Below are 16,755 nucleotides of genomic sequence, written 5' to 3' on the forward strand. Positions count from 1 at the left end.
AGATGCAAAACGATGTGGAAGTGGTGAAGCTGTTGGACAACTGGGCAAAATGGTCTTGGACGTTGGCGAGCGGTGGCGGTATGCCAAACCTGTACATGTCGCCAGAGGAACGCTTGAATGCCGGCGGTGCATCGCGCCCGGCCACGGTGGATGAGGAAAGCGCGATGCGGGTGGAGGCGGTGGTGTCGGTGATGCAGGAGAGTTTTCGCGAGCTGCTGCGCAAGCATTTCGTGTTCAAGGCGCACCCTGCCCGCGTTTGCCGGCAGCTGCGCCTGCCTATGGCCGATTACCAGACCCATGTGAACCATGCGGTCGGGGTGTTTGGGGCCCGCTGGTCGGAACTGCGTTTGACACCAACGAAAATGATCCGCTATCTTTCGCTCAACAATTCGAATCCGCTTCGGCGCGTGTCCACCCGGGAAAGGGTGGCATCGCACGTCTAGCAGAAACGAAGCAACAACCCCAGCGCAGCGATGCCTGGGGTTTTTTGTTGCCCGCTGTTAGCGCTGCGCAGCTGGTGCTTGGTCCGGCCCAAACGGGTTCTTCACGACGTTGAGCAAGCAAGACGAATAGACAGCGGCAAACGAACGATCAATCAGCTCGCCGCCCGGGAAGAGCGGTGTGAAACTCTTGTCAAGCTTGCCATTGCGGACCACCGAACGACTGGAAACGGATTCTGTGCTGAACTCGGTCACGCCGAAGGCGCGATCACTTAGCAGTTCGGAAGTCAGCGAGATGTTCACCTTGTCGCCAAGGTCGAGCGTCACATACAGCGGTTTTGTGCAGTTGCATGGCCCCATTACCGACAGCAGTTCTTTCGGAGGGGCTTCTTTGAAGCAGTAGCTGATGCGAGTACCGCCACCTCGATTCAGGATGTTCAGCGCCGCTTTCCCCAGCCCCGCGACAAATGAAGGTTGGAATAGTGCGGCAACCACAAAAAAGGTCAGCACAATGAATGCCTCTCTTGGCTTTTGAGCGTACGACGTCCCCCCAAGTTTGAGTAGCACGCAGCTTTAGAGTCCAATCCCTTCCATCAAGGAGACTGGACGTGAAGAAACGCTTTTCCGAAGAACAAATCATCGGCTTCCTGCGCGAGGCCGAAGCGGGCTTGCCCATCAAGGAACTGTGCCGCCGGCACGGTTTCTCCGAAGCCAGTTACTATCTCTGGCGCAGCAAGTTCGGCTGCATGAGCGTCTCCGACGCCAAGCGGCTCAAGGAACTCGAGGCCGAGAATGCTCGGCTCAAGCGCATGCTGGCCAATTCGATGCTCGAAAACGAGGTCATCAAGGAAGCACTGCAAAAAAAGTGGTGACCGCACCAACGCGACGCGAGCTGGTGCGGTTCCTCGCCGGACGGGGTCTGAGTGAGCGCTGGGCGTTGCGCATCGCCCGAATGAGTCCGAGCGCCTTGCGCTACCGGCCCAAGCCGGATCGGAACGGCATGTTACGGCAGCGGATCGTCGAACTGGCGCAGCGCCATCGTCGCTACGGTGCAGGGATGATCTATCTGAAGCTGCGCCAGAGCGGCTGGGCAGTGAACCACAAGCGGGTAGAACGGCTATATGCACTGGCCGGGCTGCAAGTGCGGCGACGCAAGCGCAAGAAGGTGCCGCCATCGGAGCGGCAGCCGCTGATCCGGCCGCAGGTCGCCAATGCGGTCTGGTCGATGGACTTCGTGTTTGATCGCACGGCCGAAGGACGAGTGATCAAATGCCTGACCGTTGTCGACGATGCCACGCATGAAGCCATTGCGGTGATCCCGGAGCGAGCCATCAGTGGCGAAATTCTGACGCGGCAACTGGATCGATTAGCGGTCTCACGCGGCTTGCCGCAGGTGATTCGCACTGACAACGGCAAGGAGTTCTGCGGTCGAGCGATGCTGCACTGGGCGTACCGGCGCGGCATCACGCTGCGGCAGATTGAACCGGGCAAACCGAACCAGAACGCTTACATCGAATCATTCAATGGCCGGCTGCGGGACGAATGTCTGAACGAGCACTGGTTCACCAGCTTGGCGCATGCGCGGGTGGTGATCGAAGCCTGGCGACGGGAATACAACGAGGAGCGGCCGAAGAAGGCGTTGGGCGGGCTGACGCCATCGGCCTATGCCCGGCAGCTAGCGAGGAAGAAACCGGTAATATCGGGGGCCGGACTCTAAAGCGAAATGCTATTCATGAGGGGGTGACGTCGCACCTGCTACGCGATCGCGTTGATTGCCGACTACTTGGCCAATGACGCTTGGCCGGAGGATGGCAAGCCAATCAGCGATGAGCTATTCGCCGAAGTGGTGCTTACCCGCTCGCCTGAGAAAGAGATGCAGCCCGGACCCGGCGGGCTGCCTATCCTGGTTGATCGGCCTGGCCCGACTATCGAAGAGCGACGTGCCAGCGCAATGCTGCTGCTTCCCGCTTGGGAGGCGTCGGAGCGCGCCGCGGGAATCGACCATGCCGGCCGGCGCTGGCTCACAACGCCAGAAGCGCTGCAGGACATTCGCGATTCCCTTTTGGCTGCCTTGGTGCCGGGCAACCAATGGATCGACGCTAACCGCAATGCGGTGCCCATGGATCTTCCCGGGCTGCAGGCGCTCTGGCAGGCCTGCGTCTCGCGCGGGGCGTTGATCTATCAGCGCCGGCTGCAGATGGAGGCAGACATCGCCGCCATGACTGCCGAAGCAATGCAGGCTTTTGTACCTGGCTGGTGATTATGTTATGCAATATGGCCCCGCTTCGGCGGGGATATTTTTATTGTATGTATGCGTCCAGCGTTTTGCTTTGTTTACATCTTTACTTTTTGTGCACGCCACTAAAGGCAAAGCCTACCTTTAGGCTGCCTTTTGATTCATTATCCAAATCGGCTCTCATACCTTCATGAACATTGCCGCCCTTCGTATGTTCTGCAAACACAACCTTGTATGACATATTTCCGAGATTTGTTACGCTTTTGAAAGATCCCTTCACGCTTGGTGTTGTTGAATATCCTGCCGTTGGGGAGCGGAGCATTTTGAGGGTGTCTTTCACCTGCGTTTGTGCATCCGTCGTCAAACCGCCGGATTTAAACTCCAACATCGTTCGCTTAATTTCTCCATTTTCCTTTCTTACCAACTTGAGCATGTCAGGCTTTCGCCCCTTGGTCTTGTTTGCATAATCACCGAGCCCGACTTGCGGATAATATGCTCGACTCTTTTTTTGCTCCTGCGTCATTTTCGAATATTTTTTATAGTAGGAATAATACTGTCTTGCTTCATTTTTCCATCCTTTTTGTAGCGAGGAGTCATGTGCATCCCTATCGAAATTCGCTTTCGCTTCTTTCATTGCACTGAGCAATCGCTGTTGGTTGGCATCATGCCCTGTCTGTGCACTTCGCTTCTCAATTTTTTCCCAAATTCCTTCCGCCTTCGGTAGCGTTCGCAAGCGTTTTTCAGCGGTTTGAGCGGACGAGTCTACTGGCTGTGCAATGCTAGCGAAGCTCGTACTGGCTTGATTGGGAGTGGGAATGCTTGACCAGTTTGTATTGGGCTTTTGTCCCGTGGTTTTTTTAGCAGTGTCGATTACCGGAAAATGATATGGCGAACTCGAAGAAGTGGGCTGTTGAAACGAAGAATTAGATGAGCTTGGCTTCGGCATGCCAAGTCCGCCCCCAAGACCCGTCGAAGTAGATATAGGGTCAGATTGGATTTGGAGTGGTTGAAAAGTCGGCCGAACAATTTTGCTCGTGCTCTTAGGCGCATAGCTCGGAAAGGCATTCTTTGAAGAGCTATTCCCTTGTCCACTTGGCTTAGGCTGATATTGGCCACTCGTACTGGAACTTGCAATCGACTTAGGAGCTTTGAACGGTGGGAGATTTAACGGGCCGCTGCTTGATGTAGCACTGGAAACAAATGTTAACGGAGCGTATCCCTTCTTTAGGGTCTGCTTCGCTTGCCTTCTTGGCTTAGGCGTTGTTCCTTGCGAATTCCCCGACATGATGAGGCGGTCACGGAATGACCCACTTAGCACTCGATCCTGATCAGGATGCGTATTCCGGCCTGGGGATGATTGCTCGGCAGGCTTCGTCACTTTATACGAGGAACTATCGGCAAAACTACGTTTTCGCTTTGCTTGCTGTTCACGATTTCCCCCATCATTCATGACCATCTCCTTGACGTTGATTAAAGGAACTTAGCCCAAAGCGTAAAAAAAGCAATCTGCATGTTTTCTGACTCAAATCACTGAATTCAACCTTTGCCCGCATTGCGGGCTTTTTCTTTTGGAGCGTACCGTGCCCGCCCCTACTGAAATGCCAACGAAGCATTCGACGCCATATCCCACCTGGGAGCAATTCCAGCAGATGGAAAAGCGCCAAGACGCCTTGGAAAAGCGTCAGGACACCACCGACCGCCGCCTGGATTCTGGTGCGGGCGAGTTCGCGGAAATCAAGAAAGCGCAGGACACACTGCGTCAACAACAGGCCGCCCACGGCCAGACCGTTGCCGAGGTCCGGGAAATCCTGGCCGAGCTGCGCGAGCTGGTGGAGAGCTTCGGCAACCTGAAAGGCACCATCCGCGTGATGCGTATAGCCGGCGACGTGATTCGCTGGGGCTGCACGCTCGGCGCTGCTGCGTTGGGCTTGTGGGTCGCCTTCCGCAGCCTTGGGGGTGGCCTGTGATCGCTCGATCGTGGTGGGGTATTTTGCAGCGCGGTCAGGTGCGGATCAGTGCGGCCGTTGCTACCGTAGCCAGTGCGGCCTTTGCAGCGGCAGTGCTGAATTTGGCCGCACCGACAGTGAAGCTGTGGGAAGGCGAGCACAAAGACAAGGCGACCGGCGAGCACGTCGCCTATCTGGATATCGCCGGCATTCCGACAGCGTGCTACGGCCAGACCGGTAAACACATCCGCGCTGGCCAGCGATACACCGATCAGCAATGCAACGAGATGCTGGCGCGCGAATTGCGCGCCAAGTGGGACGAAGTGTCGCTTTGCCTGCGCCAGCCTCCTGGCTATCTGCCGCAGCATGGCGCTGCCTTCCTGATCCGCGCCTACAACATCGGCAGCCAAGCCGAATGCGCCTCGGCGGCCACGCGCTATGCGCAACGGGGCGACTGGCGCAATGCCTGCCGGGCGTTGCAGACGAACGACTACGGTCGGCCGGCCTGGAGCTTCATCAAGACCGGCAAGCGCCTGTCCGACGGCAGCCCCGAACTGCGCTATGTGCAAGGCCTGGCCAACCGGCGCGCCGACGAGCGCCGCATCTGCGAAGGCCGGTTGACCGATGCCGAGCGCCGCACCTTGGTAAGGCTGGGGGTGTCGCTATGAGCCGCCTGCAAATCATCCTGGGGGCCGTTGGTGCGGCCGTGATCCTGTCCCTGGCGGGCTGGGTCGGCTACCTGCTCGGCGCCGACGACACCCCGGTACCCGAAAACACGGCGCCGGCCGCCAGGCAGGTGCAGCGCGACGGCAGCATGGTCGCCGAGCGTTCGCCCGATCCCTCGCCATCCCCGCCGCCTCATGTGCTGCCCCGCGGCAGCCAAGAAGAGCGCCGGGTGTCCGTCACCGTCAGGCCAACCAAACAGCCGGCACCGACCGTGGCACCGGACGGCAGCGTGCGCTGCGAGTGCCCGCCCGTCACGGTTGATCTGAGCCTGGTGCAAGTGGATGGCGGCCGCCGGGTGGTCGCCAGTAGCCCAGATGGCCAAGTGATCAGCGCGCTCGACGTGCCGATCGATCCGGCGCCATTGCCGCCGCCTGAGCGGGCTTGGGCGGTCGGGGTTAGCTACAGCACCGCGCAACGCTGGGGCGTGTGGGCTGAGCGGGATATGAGCCGGGTCCGGGTCGGGCTCGATCTGGAGCAAGGCGGCGGCGGCGACGTGGTCGCGCGTGCCCGGCTCGGCTGGAAATTCTAGGGGGCACAAATGCAAGACATGAACATCGTTTGGGACAGCTTGGTCCCTGGCCGGTCGCCGTACTTCGTGCCCCGTGTGGGCTGGCGCAACGGCATCACCGAGCTGCAGTTGACCGTTACCGGCGACGGGGCGGTGAGCGTGACACTCAACTTTTACGGCAGCAATGACGGCATCGGCCTGGTGCCGCTCGGCACCCTGGCCGTATCCGGCACAGCGACGCCAGCGGTGCCGCTGACTGCGTCGGACTCCATCACGCGGCCGTATCGGTTGTTGCTGGCTGAATTGGTCAACCCGGTAACGGGTGCGCCTACCCGCATCCTGCTCACGCAATCGGGGGTGTGATATGCCGCTTTTAGCAACTGCAAAAAGAGGCCGCACGCCTTTTCCCGCCGGCCGAATCCCGCGCGTGGCCCTCTTTGGCGATTCGTTCGTCGCACTCTTTCACTGGTTGACCGGCGGCCATACCAAGACCATGGATCAAGCCATTTTTGGCTGGATGCTGGCATTGATCGGCTACCACCGCTTTCAACTCACGGTCTTTGCGGGTGTTGGTGGCAATACTGGGCCCATGATGCTGGACCGGTTCTGGCGTGACGTTGGTTCGAAAGCCGATCAATTCGACATCCTGCTTGGTGGGCAGAGCTGCGCGAATGACTTCTTCGGCTTTGACTTGAGCGTCGATACGTCCTACGCCGCTTCGCAGACCATGATCGATGTGCTGTGCAACCAGCTCGGCAAGCGGGTGGCGTTTCTGACCTCGGCGCCCCAGGCCGCCGCACGCAGCAACTACACGCAGGCCCGACAGGACCGTGGCCCCGCCTATGATCGACGCCTGCAGTCGCTGCAGGCGGTAACGGACAACTTGGTCCTGCTGCCGACGCGTCGATCGTTGGTGAACTTGAGTGACACCGCCATCGGCGCGCCGCGCGCGGGCCAACATGACGGGCACCGATGGCATCCACGTCATCGGTCCAGGAGGCTACGACTTCGGCAAGGCCGCAGCGCCGGTCATTCAAGACTGGTTCCCGAAGATCGTCCGTAGTTTTAGTCCTCGCGAGGGCGTTGGCGACGGCTACAGCGGCAACCTGCTGCCTGTTGGCATGTCGGTGTTCGCTGGTGTGCCGGTGGCTGTCAGCGGCGGCGGTACCGGGGTTAGCGGCGTGGTTCCGCCTGGCTACGCCCTGGCCCGCGTCGGTAACCCCGCCACGCCGCTTGCTACGTGTGTGGGGTCTATGGTCCCCGACCCTGACGGCGACTGGTTTCAGATGGAAATCAACTGGGGGGGCGCATCGGCGCTTGAACAGTTCCAGTTTGGCGTTGCGTCTGGGTCCAGCTTTCACGGGCAGGTTGCCGCTGGTGATGTGGTCTGACCTTCCCCCACCCAGCTATACCAAGAATTAGTTAGCATGACGGCCAAGGAGCCCGCATGCGCAAGTCCCGTTTTACCGATGAACAGATCATCGCCATCCTCAAAGAGGCCGAAGCAGGTCTGCCAGCTGTCGAGCTGTGCCGCAAACACGGCATCTCGGATGCCACTTTCTACAAGTGGCGCGCCAAATTCGGCGGCATGGACGTCCCCGAAGCACGGCTCCTCAAACAACTTGAAGACGAGAACAATCGCCTCAAGCGGCTGGTCGCTGACCAAGCCCTCGACATCCAGATGCTCAAGGAAGTGCTGGCAAAAAACTGAGCCGGCCCGCTCAACGCCGTACTGTTGCACGCCAGTTGATGCTGGCGCACGGCATCTCGGAACGGCGGGCCTGTGCATTGGTCCAGATCGCGCGCAATACCCTGCGCCATCAGCCACCGCCTGACCCCAATGCGGTATTGCGGCAACGCCTGCGTGAGCTGGCTGCACAACGGCGGCGCTTTGGTGCGCCGCGGCTGCATGTGCTGCTACAGCGGGAAGGCTGGCGTATCAACCACAAGCGGGTGGAGCGGCTTTACCGTGAAGAAGGCTTGTCGTTGCGTTTACGTCATCGCAAGAAACGCCCCAGTCACTTGCGCGTGGTGTTGCCGCTGGCAGCCGGACCTGATCAGCGCTGGGCGATGGATTTTGTGGCAGACAGTTTATGGAATGGCCGACGTATTCGCCTGCTGGCGATCATCGACACCTGGCATCGTGAGGCCGTCTGGATCGAAGTGGATCACTCACTCTCTGGTGTCAGAGTGGCACGGGTACTGGAGCAACTGCGCCTGGGTGGCCGCTTGCCCGCGCTGATTCAGGTCGACAATGGTCCGGAGTTCACCAGTCGGGCACTGGATGAATGGGCGCATCGCCATGGGGTGAAGCTGCAATTCATCCGGCTCGGCAAACCGGTGGAGAACGCCTTCATCGAGAGCTTCAATGGCCGACTAAGGGAGGAGTGCCTGAACCAGTTGGTGTTTCACAACCTGGCCCAAGCCCGAACCATGATCGAATCTTGGCGACAGGACTACAATCATGTCCGGCCGCATAGTGCCCTGCAGTACCAGACCCCGATGCAGTATTGGGAAACCCATCAACCCCAACATGAGCAAATCGCTAACTAATTAGTGGTTCACTCCGTGGGGGAAGGTCAGGTCGACTTCACCGCCGAGTACCGAATTATCAATGCGGGCGGTGGGCGCGTTCAGCGGTTCATCCACCGCATGCTGCACCAGAACAATGGTGCGGTGTGGGCTACCGGTACCAACTACGCCGCCGGCCAGCTGGTGCGCGGTGGCTCGCAGGACAACACGGTCTATCGCGCCGTCAACGGGGGTGTCAGCGGCGCCACCAAGCCCATGCACGCCAGTGGCCAAGCCAGCGATGGCACGGTGACTTGGGAGTACGTCAGCGCGCGGTTGTTGCTGATGGACTGGAATTCGCCCGGCGCCAACGACGCAGACTACGGCTTCGGCGCCGCGGCGGTTTCGATTACGCCGGGAACGATCCCGCAAGCGATGCCTTGGGCGCCAGGCCTATCGCAATCGCTGTTTAGCGTCGGCGGCCTCGGTACCGGCACCACCATTCTGCAGACCCGGCTTCCGCGGCCTCGCAAACAGCTTTAACCAGGAGACAAGCATGCGTATTGAGATCGAAGAGCACGGCGAGCGCTTCGCGTTTGAAGTTGTGGCCAATCCTGGCCACGAGCAGCAGCTTGCCGACGATCCGCCGCAGGATCGGGCGTCCATCGACGCTGGCGAGGTCTATGGCTGGTGGGAAGTTACTCGCGGCCAGGCGCCAACTGGCAAGGCTGAATACGAACCGCAGGGTTGAAATGCAAAAGGGCCGGTTGCCCGGCCCTTCCTCACTTTTACTCGCGCTTTCGCGGCGTCGGCTTGCGCGGCGCATCTTTGCGCTTCGACTTGCCATTGTTGCGATCACCCTTCATCGGGCGGTCCTTCTCTGGCGTTGCCGGTTTTGCCTTCGTGCCCTCGCGGATCACAATGCGAAACGGGCGGCCGTTGGCCCGATAAATGCGTTTGCCGTTCACGGTAATGAACTGGCGGTAGATGACTGTTGCGCCATCTGGGACAGCAGAGTTGGCCATGATGGCTTTCTCCAGTGGTTGCCCCGGGCTGGCCTGCTAACTTCCTGCACCGCTTTTACAGATCATTAAGACACGATCTAGCCGTGTAGTAACTCTGGAGTTATAGTGGTGCTGTTGACGGTCCCGTCATCAAGCCGGTCGAGGAAGCCCAGTAAAATCCTCGTCCGCACTAACAATCAAGGTTGCAGCCTTGATCGTTAGGTAGCAGTCGCAATGGTCAGTTCTTCGGAACTGGCCATTGTTTTTTGTGAGCTATTTACAGCTCAGAAATATTTATTGAATTTAAAGATCGTTGAGGCGTGGAGCCGGTTTGCTGGGAGGTTTGTGAACACAACATATAGTGTGTTTTCTCTCCGATGCACACGACTGTATCCAAAGCGTTGGACGTTTTCAACAGCGAAGTTGCAAAACTTACTAGGGCGCAGTACGAGGTAATAGCGTGCCTATTATTCGGTAATCGAAATATCAGTCTTGGTAATCATGAAATCGCTGAATTCCATGCATTTCGAGTGATTTGGCGTTATCTAGGGTGAAGAGCACTAGTTGACACTACCGTTTATCGGGTCGCAACGCCCCCGCACGCGCCTGGCTAGATGGCGATGCACTCCGGGCGGGCGAGCACATGCGCCTTGAGCCCCATGGCCAAGCCATCCGCGCAGAGCTGATCGAGATCGAACACGGTAGGGTGACGCACAGTTTCCGCATGGGCACGGGGCTCGCTATGGGCTGCTTGATGATGCGTTGCCTAAGCGAAGTGACCTACCTGGTGCTGTACCAGCGGGAGGGGCTATGGGTGCCGCGGGAGGTAGACCAAAAGCCTACGAACGGTCTGGGTCGCTACACGAGGGTGAAGCGCCAGTAACTCGGAAGCGAGCTCCCACCATCTGCGTCGGCGAAAAAAAACGCAGACCGAAGTCTGCGTTTTTTCTTCACTACGCCAATTTTACGCCAGATACCGATTAAGTCATTGATATCTAACGGTGTCTTGGTGCCGGCGGCAGGAATCGAACTCGCGACCCCCTGATTACAAGTCAGGTGCTCTACCAACTGAGCTACACCGGCGAAGCGCCGCATTCTACGTCAGCGCCGCGCGGCAGACAACCGCCATCGGCATGGCTCACGCAGCAATCAGGCGGATGGCCAGCGCCTTGCCTTCGGCCTTGATCGCGGAAAGGCGATCGATGTTCGGATGCTTGCCGGGATGGGTGAGCGCGTCGGCAGTGTGCTCGCGGTACAGCACCAAGCCGCGATCAGCCGCAATAGCGTCGATGGCACCGAATTCCTGGAACAGCGCATGGTAGAGCCTCAGGCTGCCGGCTTGGCCGGGTTTGTTCTCGATACGGGCCACGATGGTGTCGCCATCCAGCAGCTCGAGCGCGGCAAGGTGATCGACGGTGGGCAGGGTGGCCAGGGTTTCGGCAAAGTTCATCGCTGTTCTCATGACGGTGTGCAATTCGGTGTCAACCCGCGTGCCTGGCAAGGCGTTGATGACCTGCCCGGGCAATACCGATCACTCAATGGAGAAACCGATGAAACGCTGGACGATCACCCTGCTGGCAGCGAGCTGCGCTGTGGGCGCAGTCTGGGCGGCCGATGGTAGCTGGAAGCAGCCGTTGCCGAAAGAGATGAACCGCGCCGATTTCGTGCGCCATGCCGAGGAGCGCTTCGCCGCGCTCGATGCTGACAAGAACGGCATCGTCACCGAAGCCGAGCGTAAGAGCGCCTGGGAAACCAAGCGCACCGCGCATCAGCCGCTGCCGGACCAGACCGAGGCGCAGTACCTCGATGCCGCCAAGACACGCTTCCAAAAGCTGGATGCCGACAAGAACGGCGTACTGACCGGCGCAGAGCGCCACGCCGGCCGCCCGGCACATCATGGCCGGCACGTCGGCTTCAAGGGGCAATGGCCGCAAGGTGACGTCAACCGCGCCGATTTCGTCCGTCAGGCCGAAGCGCGCTTCGATGCACTCGATGCCGACCACAACGGCGTGGTGACTGCCGAGGAATTCAAGGCGGCACGCAAGGCCAAGCCGGCTGGCTAACCCCGAGCAGACGAGCCGCCGAGCTGCGCGCCGACGGCTTCGTCCTGCCATACCTCGGTCAAGCGGAAGAACTGCGCCACCTTGTAGGCGTCAAGCACGCCGGTGACCGTGTGTTCCTCGGCGCGGGTGTCGCGCTCGTGGCGGCGATTGAGGATGCGCCCCTGGGCATCGAACAAGGTCATTACCAGCGGGGCACTTTCCAGCTGACCCGGCCGCTTCACCACGCCGATTTCCCCGTTGAGCAACTGCACCACCGAGCCGGGCGGATAGATGCCCAGCGTCTGGGTGAGCAGGCGCCCCAGCTTGCTGTCGATATCGCCCGAGAGCGTCTGCTGCAGGGCGATGTCGGGCCGTTGTGCGTTCCGCCAGGCGCTCTGCGTCAGCAGTGCGCAGTAGCGGTCAGCAAGGCCGATCAGCCGCGCCTCGAATCGGATGGCGGTACCGGACAGCTTGTTGGGGTAGCCGCTGCCGTCGGGTGCCTCGTGGTGCTGCAGCACGCAATCGAGCCATAGCGCATCGGCGACACCAAGCATGCGCAGCATGTCGCGACCGCGTTGCGGATGCAGCTGGATCTCCTGGCGCTGCTCCGGGGTCGGTGGGGTATCCTGCGCCGCCAGCCTGTCCTGCAGCGTGAGCATGCCCAGGTTCATCGTCAGCGCAGCCGCCACCACGGAGCGCCGGTCGGTGGACGAATAGCCCAGCCGTCGTAGCGCCAATTCGACCACCACGGCCACATCGGCGGCATGGCGCACGCCGTAGGGCTCTTCCTGGCTGAGCAGGATCATGGCAATCGCCAGATCCGGATGGCGATCACACGCGGCCTGGATGGCCTCGACCACCTGGCCGATGCGAGCGACGAAGCCCAGCGTGCTGGCCGATTCATCGAGCGCCGCCACCAATGCAGCCGCCAGCGCGGTGCGCGATTGGCGCACCAGGCGGCCTGCAGTCAACTGCGCCGGTTCGGCGAGATTCTCGATCGGGCTGGCATCCATCGGGTGGAACTTGGCTGGCGTGGAGATGACGCCGTTATGCACCAGATGTCAGCATCTGGTCAATTGCGGCGAACCCGTCGGTTGAACTGCCGACTCAGTCGGCTTCGTCGATCCAGGTCATCTGGATTGCTTCGAGGATCTTCTCGCCACAGTGCTTGGGATCGTCGTCAAAACCGGGCAAGGCCATGACCCAGTTGCGCAGGTCGACGAAATTGACCTTGAGCGGGTCGATGTCCGGATGGGTGTCGGCGAGTGCAATCGCGATCTCGCGGCTGTCGGTCCACTTCATGGTTTACTCCTTGACGCTGGCGACACGGCCAGCAGTCAAAGCGACGAGTTGCTGGGGCTGGATGCGGAACACGCTGTGCGGCGTGCCAGCAGCAGCCCACACTTCGGTGTGCTGCAGCAGGTCTTCGTCGATCAGCGTGATCGGGGGCTCGGCATGCGCCAGCGGCGCCACGCCACCAATGACAAAACCGGTACGGCTGCGGACGAACTCGGCATCGGCACGGCCGACCTTCTCGCCCAGCAACAGCGCCACACTCTTCTCGCACACGCGATTGGCGCCGCTTGTCACCACCAGCACATGGCGCTCACTCTGCTTGGCCTTGAGGATCACCGATTTAGCGATCTGCGCCACCGTGCAGCCGATGGCGTCGGCTGCCTCCTGCGAGGTGCGGGTCGACTCGGCGAAGCTGCGGATCTCCGCGAAGACGCCAGCCGCCGCCAGCGCAGCAGTCACGCGGACCTGGCTCTCGCTCATCTAGTGATGCTCGCGGGCGTGGTTGATCGTGTATTTGGGCAGCTCGACGGTAAGGTCGGTTTCCGCCACCACGGCCTGGCACGACAGCCGCGACACCGAGGTCAGGCCCCAGGCCTTGTCGAGCAGGTCTTCCTCGGTCTCCTCGGCCTCGTTCAGGCTGGAGAAACCCTCGCGCACGATGACGTGGCAAGTGGTGCAGGCACAGGATTTCTCGCAGGCATGCTCGATCTCGATGTCGTGTTCGAGCAGCGCATCGCAGATGGTGGTACCCGGCTCCACATCCAGTACCGCGCCCTCGGGGCACAGGTCGGCATGGGGCAGGACGATGATCTGGGTCATTACAGTTCCTCGATCTTGTGGCCGGTCAGGCCCTGCTGGACCGCACGGTCCATGCGGCGGGCGGCAAATTCCTGGGTGGCGTGGTTGAGCGCATCGGTCAGCTCGCGCAGCACATCTGCATCGTGGCCGGCCATGGCCGCGGTCAGGCGCTCGATCTGGTCATCAACGGCGCTGCGCTCTGCTGGGCTCAGCAGATCGCCATCGCTGGCAAGCGCCGCCTGCGTAGCCGCGATCAATGCCTCGGCTTCGACCCGCGCCTCGGCGAGCTTGCGCGCTTCCATATCGTCGCCCGCATGGCGTATCGAATCCTGCAGCATGCGGCCGATTTCTTCGTCGGACAGACCATAGCTCGGCTTGACGGTGATGCTGGCCTCGGTACCGGTGCTCTGCTCACGGGCCGACACCGATAACAAGCCATCGGCATCGACCTGGAAGGTGACGCGGATGCGCGCTGCGCCCGCCACCATCGGCGGGATGCCACGCAGCTCGAAGCGCGCCAGTGAGCGGCAATCGGTGACCAGCTCGCGCTCGCCCTGCAGCACATGCACCGCCATTGCAGTCTGGCCATCCTTGAAGGTGGTGAAATCCTGCGCACGCGCGGTGGGGATGGTGCTGTTGCGCGGAATGATCTTCTCGACCAGGCCGCCCATGGTTTCCAGCCCGAGCGACAGCGGGATCACATCGAGCAGCAGCCACTCATCGTCACCCTTGTTGCCGGCCAGCACATTGGCCTGCATGGCAGCGCCCAGCGCCACCACCTTGTCCGGGTCGAGATTGGTCAGCGGCGGCTGACCAAACAGCTCGCCCACCGCGCGGCGCACATGCGGCATGCGGGTGGCGCCACCGACCAGCACCACGCCCTTCACGTCGCTCACGGTGAGCCGTGCATCGCGCAGCGCGCGGCGCACCGGGTTGATGGTCTTTTGCACCAAGTGGGCAGTGATGGCTTGGAAAGTCTCGGCCGACAGTTCCAGATCGATCACCATATCATTGGTCAGCTTGGCGGTGATGCGGGTGTGGTCGTGCTCGGTCAGTGCTTCCTTGGCTTCGCGGGCGCGGGTCAGCAACAGCCGGGTATCGCGCTCGGACAGTTGCGACAAGCCCGCCTGCTCGAGAATCCAGCAATACACGCGATGATCGAAATCGTCGCCGCCCAGCTGCGAATCGCCGGCCGTGGCGCGCACTTCGAACACGCCGCGGGTCAGCTCAAGAATGGAGACGTCGAAAGTGCCACCACCGAGGTCATAGATGACGTAAGTGCCTTCGGCCGCGTTGTCGAGGCCATAGGCGATCGCCGCAGCGGTGGGCTCGTTCAGCAGCCGCAAAACATTGAGGCCGGCAAGCTGCGCCGCGTCCTTGGTGGCCTGGCGCTGCGCGTCGTCGAAATAGGCCGGCACGGTAATGACTGCGCCCGCCAGCTCGCCACCCAGGCTTTCCTCGGCTCGCGTCTTCAGCGCACGCAGGATGTCGGCGGAGACCTGTACCGGGCTCTTCACGCCAGCGGCGGTGACGAGTTTGAGCATGCCCGGCTCATCGACAAAGCGGTACGGCGTGGCGGCGTCGGCCACATCGGCAAGGCCACGCCCCATGAAACGTTTGACCGAGACCACGGTATTGGCCGGGTCCTGGTTCTGCCTGGCCTGCGCCTCGTGGCCGACGACGATCTTGTCGGCGGTGTAGTGCACCACCGAAGGCAGCAGCGTGCGGCCGTGATGGTCCGGCAGGCATACGGCGCTGCCACTGCGCACGGTGGCAACCAGCGAATTGGTGGTCCCGAGATCAATGCCGACCGCCAGCCGGTGCTGGTGCGGCGCGGCGCTCATGCCGGGTTCGGAAATCTGCAGAAAGGCCATGGAGTTCGGGATCGGGCTTGTGCCCGGATTTCAGCTAGGGATCAAAACAGCGCGGCTTCGATGGCATCGCCGACTTCGGCGTCGAGCTTTTCCATGAAGCGCAGCTTGCGCACCGCCACTGCGGCCGCGTCGTTGTCACCGCGATCGAGCAGACCACCAAGCTCAGCTTCCAGCGCTGCCGTTTCGCCGCGCAGCTCGGCACCGAGCCGTTCCAGCGCCTCGACGTTCTGGCTGGCCTTGGCCTCGGCGATGGCCTCGCGCCATTCCATCTGGCTCATCAGGAAATCCATCGGCATCGCCGTGTTGGTTTCTTCCTGGGTGTCGACACCGACGAGCTGCAGCAGGTAGCGCGCCCGGGCCAGCGGCGACTTCAGCGTCTGGTAGGCCTCGTTGATGCGCGTGGCGATCTGCAGCGCAAGCCGCTTTTCGGCGTCAGATGCGCTGGCGTAGCGGTCGGGATGGTATTGCGCCTGCAGCTCACGGTAGCGCGCGTCGAGCGCGGCGCGGTCGATGGCGAACAGCTCGGGCTGGGCGAACAGATCGAAGTGGGAGCGGGAGAAGTCGAAGCGCATCATGGGTCGCGGCGACTGCGTCACACGCCGAAGCTCTCACCACAACCGCATTCATTCTTGACGTTGGGGTTGTTGAACCTGAATCCTTCGTTCAACCCTTCCTTGGCGTAGTCGAGCTCGGTGCCATCGATATAGGGCAGGCTCTTGGCATCGGTGAAGATCTTGACGCCATGGCTTTCGAATACGACGTCGCCATCGCCTTCCTGGTCGACGAATTCCAGCTTGTACGCCATGCCCGAGCAGCCCGAGGTCTTCACCCCGAGCCGCACGCCCAGGCCCTTGCCACGCCGGGCCAGGAAGCCGGCCACGTGGTTGGCGGCGCGTTCGCTCAAAGTCAATGCCATGAAGTTGCTCCTTGCGGCGGCGGCAGGCTGTACCTGCCGACCGGCTGGTGTTAGTCGTGCTTCTTCTTGTAGTCCGCCACGGCGGCCTTGATCGCGTCTTCGGCGAGGATCGAGCAGTGGATCTTCACCGGCGGCAGCGCCAACTCTTCGGCAATCTGGGTGTTCTTGATTGCCAGTGCTTCGTCCAGCGTCTTGCCCTTCACCCACTCGGTGATCAGCGACGACGAGGCGATGGCTGAACCACAGCCGTAGGTCTTGAACTTGGCGTCTTCGATCACGCCACCGGCGCCGACCTTGATCTGCAGTTTCATCACGTCGCCACAGGCCGGTGCACCGACCATGCCGGTGCCGACGCTGTCGTCGCCCTTCTCGAACGAGCCGACGTTACGGGGATGCTCGTAATGGTCGAGAACCTTTTCGCTGTATGCCATTTGCTGTACCTCCGATTCCTTGCGGGA

The 16,755-nt window shown here is 61.1% G+C and carries 25 protein-coding genes, 1 tRNA gene and 1 pseudogene; 13 read left to right on the forward strand and 14 right to left on the reverse strand.

What is annotated here, in order from left to right:
- Positions 1 to 2: 2 nt before the first annotated feature.
- Positions 3 to 443, forward strand: a complete 441-nt coding sequence (locus tag FLM21_RS17775; protein WP_148716860.1) for a hypothetical protein — start codon at positions 3 to 5, stop codon at positions 441 to 443.
- 57 nt (positions 444 to 500) lie between these two features.
- On the opposite strand, the gene FLM21_RS17780 is transcribed toward FLM21_RS17775, so the two are convergent.
- Positions 501 to 950 (reverse strand): hypothetical protein, encoded by a 450-nt coding sequence (locus FLM21_RS17780; protein ID WP_148716861.1) that lies wholly within the window; start codon positions 948 to 950, stop codon positions 501 to 503.
- Positions 951 to 1,048: 98 nt separating this feature from the next.
- Between FLM21_RS17780 and FLM21_RS21425 the strand changes: the two are divergent.
- The 3 genes and pseudogenes from FLM21_RS21425 to FLM21_RS17790 all read left to right on the forward strand — a co-directional run.
- Positions 1,049 to 1,198 (forward strand): annotated as a pseudogene (locus FLM21_RS21425) (transposase); the annotation flags it as partial.
- On the forward strand, positions 1,126 to 2,157 hold the full coding sequence (locus FLM21_RS17785) for an IS3 family transposase (protein ID WP_246120753.1): 1,032 nt from the start codon (positions 1,126 to 1,128) through the stop codon (positions 2,155 to 2,157). The pseudogene FLM21_RS21425 and the gene FLM21_RS17785, both read left to right, overlap by 73 nt.
- 51 nt (positions 2,158 to 2,208) lie before the next feature.
- Complete coding sequence (locus tag FLM21_RS17790; protein WP_246120755.1) at positions 2,209 to 2,700, forward strand: DUF4376 domain-containing protein; 492 nt, start codon at positions 2,209 to 2,211, stop codon at positions 2,698 to 2,700.
- A gap of 82 nt (positions 2,701 to 2,782) precedes the next feature.
- Here the strand turns inward: FLM21_RS17790 and FLM21_RS17795 are convergent, their stop codons facing one another.
- Entirely contained in the window at positions 2,783 to 4,126 is a 1,344-nt protein-coding gene (locus tag FLM21_RS17795) for a hypothetical protein (RefSeq protein ID WP_148716863.1), read from the reverse strand.
- Between the two features lie 130 nt (positions 4,127 to 4,256).
- On the opposite strand from FLM21_RS17795, the gene FLM21_RS20965 reads away from it, so the two are divergent.
- From FLM21_RS20965 to FLM21_RS17810, 4 genes are all read left to right on the forward strand, one after another.
- Complete coding sequence (locus tag FLM21_RS20965; protein WP_187359971.1) at positions 4,257 to 4,643, forward strand: hypothetical protein; 387 nt, start codon at positions 4,257 to 4,259, stop codon at positions 4,641 to 4,643.
- A 92-nt stretch (positions 4,644 to 4,735) separates the two neighbouring features.
- On the forward strand, positions 4,736 to 5,290 hold the full coding sequence (locus FLM21_RS20970) for a glycoside hydrolase family protein (RefSeq protein WP_187359972.1): 555 nt from the start codon (positions 4,736 to 4,738) through the stop codon (positions 5,288 to 5,290).
- Positions 5,287 to 5,877, forward strand: coding sequence for a hypothetical protein (locus tag FLM21_RS17805; protein ID WP_148716865.1), 591 nt, complete (start codon positions 5,287 to 5,289; stop codon positions 5,875 to 5,877). The genes FLM21_RS20970 and FLM21_RS17805 overlap by 4 nt, the downstream gene beginning before the upstream one ends.
- Positions 5,878 to 5,895: 18 nt before the next feature.
- Positions 5,896 to 6,219 carry a hypothetical protein gene (locus FLM21_RS17810; protein ID WP_148716866.1) on the forward strand — a complete coding sequence of 108 codons (324 nt, stop codon included), beginning with the start codon at positions 5,896 to 5,898 and terminating at the stop codon, positions 6,217 to 6,219.
- A 10-nt stretch (positions 6,220 to 6,229) separates the two neighbouring features.
- On the opposite strand, the gene FLM21_RS17815 is transcribed toward FLM21_RS17810, so the two are convergent.
- Positions 6,230 to 6,817, reverse strand: coding sequence for a hypothetical protein (locus FLM21_RS17815; RefSeq protein WP_148716867.1), 588 nt, complete (start codon positions 6,815 to 6,817; stop codon positions 6,230 to 6,232).
- Here FLM21_RS17815 and FLM21_RS17820 point away from each other — a divergent pair.
- The 4 genes from FLM21_RS17820 to FLM21_RS17835 all read left to right on the forward strand — a co-directional run bounded on the left by FLM21_RS17820 (position 6,816) and on the right by FLM21_RS17835 (position 9,118).
- Positions 6,816 to 7,247 (forward strand): hypothetical protein, encoded by a 432-nt coding sequence (locus FLM21_RS17820; RefSeq protein ID WP_148716868.1) that lies wholly within the window; start codon positions 6,816 to 6,818, stop codon positions 7,245 to 7,247. The genes FLM21_RS17815 and FLM21_RS17820 overlap by 2 nt on opposite strands.
- A gap of 56 nt (positions 7,248 to 7,303) precedes the next feature.
- A protein-coding gene (locus FLM21_RS17825) for an IS3 family transposase (protein WP_373281780.1) occupies positions 7,304 to 8,409 on the forward strand; the annotation gives its coding sequence in 2 pieces (ribosomal slippage) (positions 7,304 to 7,553 and positions 7,553 to 8,409; 1,107 coding nt in all).
- 15 nt (positions 8,410 to 8,424) lie between these two features.
- Positions 8,425 to 8,910: a hypothetical protein gene (locus FLM21_RS17830; RefSeq protein ID WP_148716870.1), complete on the forward strand. Its 486-nt coding sequence runs from the start codon at positions 8,425 to 8,427 to the stop codon at positions 8,908 to 8,910.
- Positions 8,911 to 8,923: 13 nt separating this feature from the next.
- A complete protein-coding gene (locus FLM21_RS17835) occupies positions 8,924 to 9,118 on the forward strand; it encodes a hypothetical protein (RefSeq protein ID WP_148716871.1) in 195 nt (64 codons plus the stop codon).
- A 37-nt stretch (positions 9,119 to 9,155) separates the two neighbouring features.
- Here the strand turns inward: FLM21_RS17835 and FLM21_RS17840 are convergent, their stop codons facing one another.
- The 3 genes from FLM21_RS17840 to FLM21_RS17850 all read right to left on the reverse strand — a co-directional run bounded on the left by FLM21_RS17840 (position 9,156) and on the right by FLM21_RS17850 (position 10,821).
- Positions 9,156 to 9,392: a hypothetical protein gene (locus FLM21_RS17840; RefSeq protein ID WP_148716872.1), complete on the reverse strand. Its 237-nt coding sequence runs from the start codon at positions 9,390 to 9,392 to the stop codon at positions 9,156 to 9,158.
- 986 nt (positions 9,393 to 10,378) lie between these two features.
- Positions 10,379 to 10,454, reverse strand: a tRNA-Thr gene (locus FLM21_RS17845).
- A gap of 55 nt (positions 10,455 to 10,509) precedes the next feature.
- On the reverse strand, positions 10,510 to 10,821 hold the full coding sequence (locus FLM21_RS17850) for a DUF2322 family protein (protein ID WP_148716873.1): 312 nt from the start codon (positions 10,819 to 10,821) through the stop codon (positions 10,510 to 10,512).
- A gap of 100 nt (positions 10,822 to 10,921) precedes the next feature.
- Here FLM21_RS17850 and FLM21_RS17855 point away from each other — a divergent pair, with 100 nt between their 5' ends.
- The gene (locus FLM21_RS17855) at positions 10,922 to 11,434 is read left to right on the forward strand and encodes a CREC-EF hand family protein (protein WP_187359973.1); all 513 of its coding nucleotides are present in this window, start codon (positions 10,922 to 10,924) and stop codon (positions 11,432 to 11,434) included.
- Here the strand turns inward: FLM21_RS17855 and FLM21_RS17860 are convergent.
- From FLM21_RS17860 to iscU, 8 genes are read right to left on the reverse strand one after another with little or no spacing between them, the layout of a single operon-like run.
- Positions 11,431 to 12,468: an HD-GYP domain-containing protein gene (locus FLM21_RS17860; RefSeq protein WP_148716875.1), complete on the reverse strand. Its 1,038-nt coding sequence runs from the start codon at positions 12,466 to 12,468 to the stop codon at positions 11,431 to 11,433. The two genes, FLM21_RS17855 and FLM21_RS17860, sit on opposite strands and share 4 nt — an antisense overlap.
- A gap of 52 nt (positions 12,469 to 12,520) precedes the next feature.
- Positions 12,521 to 12,715: a Fe-S cluster assembly protein IscX gene (gene iscX, locus FLM21_RS17865; protein WP_148716876.1), complete on the reverse strand. Its 195-nt coding sequence runs from the start codon at positions 12,713 to 12,715 to the stop codon at positions 12,521 to 12,523.
- Between the two features lie 3 nt (positions 12,716 to 12,718).
- Positions 12,719 to 13,189: a YbaK/EbsC family protein gene (locus FLM21_RS17870; RefSeq protein WP_148716877.1), complete on the reverse strand. Its 471-nt coding sequence runs from the start codon at positions 13,187 to 13,189 to the stop codon at positions 12,719 to 12,721.
- Complete coding sequence (gene fdx / locus FLM21_RS17875) at positions 13,190 to 13,528, reverse strand: ISC system 2Fe-2S type ferredoxin (protein WP_148716878.1); 339 nt, start codon at positions 13,526 to 13,528, stop codon at positions 13,190 to 13,192. It lies immediately after the preceding gene.
- Complete coding sequence (hscA, locus tag FLM21_RS17880; protein ID WP_148716879.1) at positions 13,528 to 15,381, reverse strand: Fe-S protein assembly chaperone HscA; 1,854 nt, start codon at positions 15,379 to 15,381, stop codon at positions 13,528 to 13,530. The genes fdx and hscA overlap by 1 nt, the downstream gene beginning before the upstream one ends.
- A 41-nt stretch (positions 15,382 to 15,422) precedes the next feature.
- Positions 15,423 to 15,956 carry a Fe-S protein assembly co-chaperone HscB gene (gene hscB / locus FLM21_RS17885; protein WP_373281781.1) on the reverse strand — a complete coding sequence of 178 codons (534 nt, stop codon included), beginning with the start codon at positions 15,954 to 15,956 and terminating at the stop codon, positions 15,423 to 15,425.
- Between the two features lie 17 nt (positions 15,957 to 15,973).
- A complete protein-coding gene (gene iscA, locus FLM21_RS17890; RefSeq protein WP_148716880.1) occupies positions 15,974 to 16,297 on the reverse strand; it encodes an iron-sulfur cluster assembly protein IscA in 324 nt (107 codons plus the stop codon).
- A gap of 50 nt (positions 16,298 to 16,347) precedes the next feature.
- Complete coding sequence (iscU, locus tag FLM21_RS17895) at positions 16,348 to 16,728, reverse strand: Fe-S cluster assembly scaffold IscU (protein WP_148716881.1); 381 nt, start codon at positions 16,726 to 16,728, stop codon at positions 16,348 to 16,350.
- Between the last annotated feature and the right edge of the window lie 27 nt (positions 16,729 to 16,755).

Source organism: Chitinolyticbacter meiyuanensis (assembly GCF_008033135.1).
Taxonomy (GTDB): Bacteria; Pseudomonadota; Gammaproteobacteria; order Burkholderiales; family Chitinibacteraceae; genus Chitinolyticbacter; species Chitinolyticbacter meiyuanensis.